Origin of the sequence: Acinetobacter sp. TR3 (assembly GCF_027105055.1) — a bacterium.
Classification (GTDB): domain Bacteria; phylum Pseudomonadota; class Gammaproteobacteria; order Pseudomonadales; family Moraxellaceae; genus Acinetobacter.
On record NZ_CP114271.1, the window covers coordinates 1 to 4591 of the forward strand.

Genomic DNA, 4591 nt, shown 5'->3' on the forward strand with positions numbered 1-4591 from the left:
AAAAATTGAACAATTAAAAGTACAGATTGAACAGCTTGAAAAGCAATTGGAGTATGTGAAAGCAAATGAAGCTTGGCTTAAACAACAATTAGATCAAAAGCTCATAGAACATAAGAATCATGAAAAGAAAGGGCTATTAGGTAGATTGTTTGGATGAAACGTGCGAAATCTTTATTTAAACTATGTTATATTCTAGGTGTTAAAAGGTATTACCTTTGGAGATAGAGTATGTCATCAACTACCCAAGTATCTAATACACCTAAACCTAGTGGTATTACATCGGTGAAATTAGGGCATAGAAAGCACGTATTAGCTCAAATTGCTGAATTAAAGCAAAGAACAGTACATAGCCTAGTGGTTGAAGCTGTGGATGCTTATATTGCTCAAATGCAAGCAAAAATGGAGTATGAAGCCCAAGCTATCCGTTCTTTTGAGAATTACCAGCAAACTGGCTTACATGTAACACATGATGAGCTACAGACTTGGGCAGATAGTTTAACCAGTGATACGCCGTTAGAAGCCCCAACATGCCACAAGTAATTTATACCGAAGAATCTAAACAGGATTTAGTACGGTTTGCTAACTTTTTGGTAGCAAATGAAGCTAGAGAGCAAGCCAGAGCTGTAGTTACAGTTATTCTCTCACACGTAAAAAAATTAGAGGACTTTCCTTTAATTGGGCGAATATACCCAATTGAGAATAAGGAGTTTAGAGAGCTTAAAATTAAGTATGGCAGTAGTGGCTATGTTTGTTTGTATTCTTTCGACCCAATGACCAACATTGTTTTAATCCATGCTTTTAGACATCAACGGGAATTAGGATATTCAGCTTTCTAAGTTAATGAGTTTTTCTAGGTTATTTCAATAATTAACCGTTAGAAATTTCTTATCTGCATGGAATTATGATACAAATATTTCAGACATGAAAAAGCCCGTATTTCCTCGCTCGCCAAAGTTCAGAAATACAGGCTTGAATCCTTAGAACACGTTTGCACATGGTCTGTTTTAATAATACAGAACAAAAGTGCATTTGCAAACAGGTACGTTATGCAATGCAACAATTATCACTAGGCTTAGAGCAATTTACAGGCAATTTACCGAACAAACCTTATTGTACGGACGATCTACAATTAGGGCTACAAATTCGTCCCAAGCATTTAGCCTTACTTAAACGCTATATTCAGCCTAATCATCCCTATTACACACATTTCTTTGTTTTTGATCTGGATTACCCAACAGCATACATTGATTTATTTTATTCAATGGTGGGTGTACCTATGCCTAACTTGATTGTAGAAAATCCTGAAAATGGACATGCTCATTATATTTATAAATTACTAACTCCAATTTACCAGACTAACGCAAGTAACGATAAGCCCATAAAGTACGGTAATGCGGTATATTTGGCTCTTAGAGCTGCATTAAACGCAGATATTAACTATAGTGGGCTAATTACTAAGAACGCCGTACATAAGCATTGGCGTACCCATATTCTACGTGAGCAACCATACACGCTCGACCAACTGTCAGAACGCTTAGATTTAACTACAAAGCAAATTAACAAACCTATAGCACCTGATGAAGCTGTAGGGCTTGGTCGTAACTGCTGTGTATTCCATACAGTAAGGCATTGGGCTTATGTTGAGGTGCGACAATATCGAGCTAAGGCATACAATCAATGGCTTGAATCTGTCATTACTCAATGTAGTTCTGTGAATGCCCAATTTACTGTACCAATGCAGTACAACGAAGTGAAAGGTATTGCTAAATCTATTGCACGTTGGGTATGGAAACGTGATGGTTATGCCTATCAGGAATTTATTGACCGTCAGGCAACCAAAGGGCGGAAAGGTGGTTTACGCAGTGATTCAAGTCATGGCGGTAAAGCTAGATCGGCACATTATAGTGATGTACGTAATGAAGCCTTAAAACTGCATATCATGGGTAAGAGTATTAAGGAGATTTCAGAATATTTAAATGTACATCGGAATAGTGTGTCGAAATGGGTAAAAATCCATGCACAAGTGCAAGCCTAAATCAGATAATAGCCCTTTTGGGTGTTTCTTCTGTTTTTAAAACTCTATAAACCGTAGCAATACCACATCCAACAGCTTTAGCAATTTCTTCTTTTGTTAAACCTTTTTGGTTTAGTTTTTTAATTCTATCGTGTTTTCCTATATCTGCTTTCTTTCCTGTAGGTTTATATCCGCTTTTCTCTAAGCCTTGTTTAATGCGTTCTTTACGTTTGTCGTTGTCTAATCTTGCCATCGTGGCAAGCAAATCTATAAGCATGTTGTTTATTAGGTTTAGGATAGAGCTTGTAATGTTATCGTTTGAGCTAATCAGCATGTGTGTAGTCGGTAGGTCAGCTATAACTAGCTTTAGTCCTTTTTCTTTGATACGTCCTTTTAATACGTCAAAGTCCGATTGAGAAAGCCTAGATAAACGGTCTACGCTCTCAACAAGTAATGTATCCCCGTTGTTTGATTCATCTAATAATTGATTTAAAACAGGTCTATCTAGCTTAGTTCCAGATTCGTTTTCTATATACTCGCTTATATTGCTGTGCATTGATTTCGTAAATTCCCTTAAATCATCTAATGCTCTTTCTGCATCTTGATCTTTGGTACTCGCACGGACATATATTCTAGTGGTCATTTTTCAATTCTCATTTAGCTATCAAGCTTTAAGAATTATGATAATACTATCATTTAATTTTTATTTATAGTCTATTGATAGCTTTATTATCAATTAACTTTTTTATCTTTTGAGTATAGTCTAATGATAGCTCAAAGCTTACTTCCTTAGCTTCTAAAATTTAGTATTTAGAATAAGCAAGAAATAGCGTATCTAAGGTGTTTTTATAGTTGGTGCTAGGGTAGTGTGATTGGTGTGTTAAATAGCTCTCTATGGCTTATATAGCGCATTTAAATGGTGTGTTATGGTTGTGGTACAGACTTATGCTATTTGATTATGAGTTTAGCCCCAAAAATCCTAAAAATATCGATAGTAATTAGAATAAAACTGATTTTTTAGATGGGGTGTATTTTGTCCCTATTTTTTCTTTTTCGGCATATTCTTTTTCAAAGAAGCGGCTTGATGTGCTGCCTAAAGTTTTCATAGATTTTCTCGGATTTTCCTTTGAAATGTCTTCAAAAGGCGCAGCTAAATTTTCTGTAGTAGTTTTTGTAGTATTCTCTTGTATAACGAACTGCGCTTTTGTCGTTTCCCGAACCTCTGTATCGGGTTTTCCCGAACTTACCAAACGGCTATTCGGGACACACATCTTTAAGGCGTAGCTAAATTCTCTGTAGTAGTCTGTGCTGTAGTCTTCTGTATATCGACCTTTCTTTTATCAACTTCCCGAAGTGGGTTTTGTCCACATGGGGAAGTGGTTACTTAAAAAGATACTGTTAAGGACAGACTTTATTCCATGCAGATTGAAATTCACTTGAACTCATATTCTCTCCCTCTATCGCTACTAGAGTAGGGCTGGCTATATAGCGTTTAAAGCCAGTGTAGCCACCAAAGGCATTTTTAGAATTTACTTCACCACAATATTCATTTTGATTTCTAATCTCTGCACTATCAGAATCTTTTAAAAATTTCCTTAAAGTCATTTCAGACTCAACCTCTATATTAATAATTCTATCTCGTTCTTGTCTTTGGGCTTCTTGATCGGAACTATTGGAAGAGGAAGTATTACTTTTCAAATCTAAGGCTTTTGAAAGAATGATGGCAACAACATAAACGGCTAGTAAAATAAGAAATAATTTACCTAGTCTTCTGTAATCTGTAGGTTTTTTATGCTTAGTAGGTCTTTTTTCCCCACAATTTGGGCAATTCTTAGCATCTTTGCTTAAAGGTCTTTCGCAACTACGGCAAGGTATTAACGACATTTTTCCCCCTAATCTACATATATTATGGGTTATGGTATTTACCCTGCCCCAAGCTTATTTTATTGCGCAATTGATTGCGCAGATTGAACAACTAAAGCCAGCTTATAACCGCTATAGGCTGTATTTACTTCCTTTGCCATGCTTTCAAAATCTTTTCTTCTTAGTTCGCCATACTCTGTATCCAGTACAAAATAGTCTGTTTTAGCGTCATATCTCATTGCTAAGAATAGTCCACCATTTTGAATATAGGCTGCCTCGAATTGCTTTGCTATGGCTTGTAACCTATTAGGATTCATGACTTTTTCTCGATCTTGAATCATGGCTAAATATTTTAGCATCTAATTAGTGAGTTGAACACAATTACAATACTTAAATTTTTGAACATGTTAATGGTTGTATAGTATTGCTTACTAAAAAAGCATAGGAATGAACAATCATGAGCAATATTTCAATCAATCAGGCAAGTAAATTGTTCAAGGTTAGCCGTAATACTATCTATGCTCGTATTAAGAAAGGGGAGATAACTAAAAATAGTGATGGTAATGTTTCTGTTCAAGATATGATGCGTTTATTTGGAGATAAAGCAGATAAAAAAGCAACAGAACAAGCTGTTAATGAGCTATTGAACAGTACAAATAATATTGAACAATTGATTGAGCATCCTAAACGTAATAATGAGCAACTTTTAGAGCA

At 35.6% G+C, this 4591-nt stretch carries 8 protein-coding genes and 1 pseudogene; 5 read left to right on the plus strand and 4 right to left on the minus strand.

Annotated features, from left to right (window positions below):
• The 4 genes and pseudogenes from O1449_RS16120 to O1449_RS16135 form a co-directional block, all read left to right on the plus strand.
• Positions 1-157: pseudogene (locus tag O1449_RS16120) on the plus strand (plasmid replication DNA-binding protein); the annotation flags it as partial.
• A gap of 71 nt (positions 158-228) precedes the next feature.
• Complete coding sequence (locus O1449_RS16125) at positions 229-540, plus strand: hypothetical protein (protein WP_269239876.1); 312 nt, start codon at positions 229-231, stop codon at positions 538-540.
• Entirely contained in the window at positions 528-836 is a 309-nt protein-coding gene (locus O1449_RS16130; RefSeq protein ID WP_269239878.1) for a type II toxin-antitoxin system RelE/ParE family toxin, read from the plus strand. Before O1449_RS16125 ends, O1449_RS16130 begins: the two co-directional genes overlap by 13 nt.
• Positions 837-1051: 215 nt before the next feature.
• Positions 1052-2035: a replication initiation protein gene (locus tag O1449_RS16135; RefSeq protein WP_269239880.1), complete on the plus strand. Its 984-nt coding sequence runs from the start codon at positions 1052-1054 to the stop codon at positions 2033-2035.
• Position 2036: 1 nt separating this feature from the next.
• Here O1449_RS16135 and O1449_RS16140 read toward each other — a convergent pair whose 3' ends face one another.
• From O1449_RS16140 to O1449_RS16155, 4 genes are all read right to left on the minus strand, one after another.
• The gene (locus tag O1449_RS16140; RefSeq protein WP_269239882.1) at positions 2037-2657 is read right to left on the minus strand and encodes a recombinase family protein; all 621 of its coding nucleotides are present in this window, start codon (positions 2655-2657) and stop codon (positions 2037-2039) included.
• A gap of 355 nt (positions 2658-3012) precedes the next feature.
• On the minus strand, positions 3013-3285 hold the full coding sequence (locus tag O1449_RS16145) for a hypothetical protein (RefSeq protein ID WP_269239884.1): 273 nt from the start codon (positions 3283-3285) through the stop codon (positions 3013-3015).
• Positions 3286-3412: 127 nt separating this feature from the next.
• Positions 3413-3898, minus strand: coding sequence for a hypothetical protein (locus O1449_RS16150; protein WP_269239885.1), 486 nt, complete (start codon positions 3896-3898; stop codon positions 3413-3415).
• Positions 3899-3957: 59 nt separating this feature from the next.
• On the minus strand, positions 3958-4218 hold the full coding sequence (locus tag O1449_RS16155; RefSeq protein WP_269239887.1) for a hypothetical protein: 261 nt from the start codon (positions 4216-4218) through the stop codon (positions 3958-3960).
• A gap of 116 nt (positions 4219-4334) precedes the next feature.
• On the opposite strand from O1449_RS16155, the gene O1449_RS16160 reads away from it, so the two are divergent.
• Positions 4335-4591 (plus strand): plasmid replication DNA-binding protein (locus O1449_RS16160; RefSeq protein ID WP_269239889.1); only part of this gene is annotated, 257 nt, incomplete at its 3' end.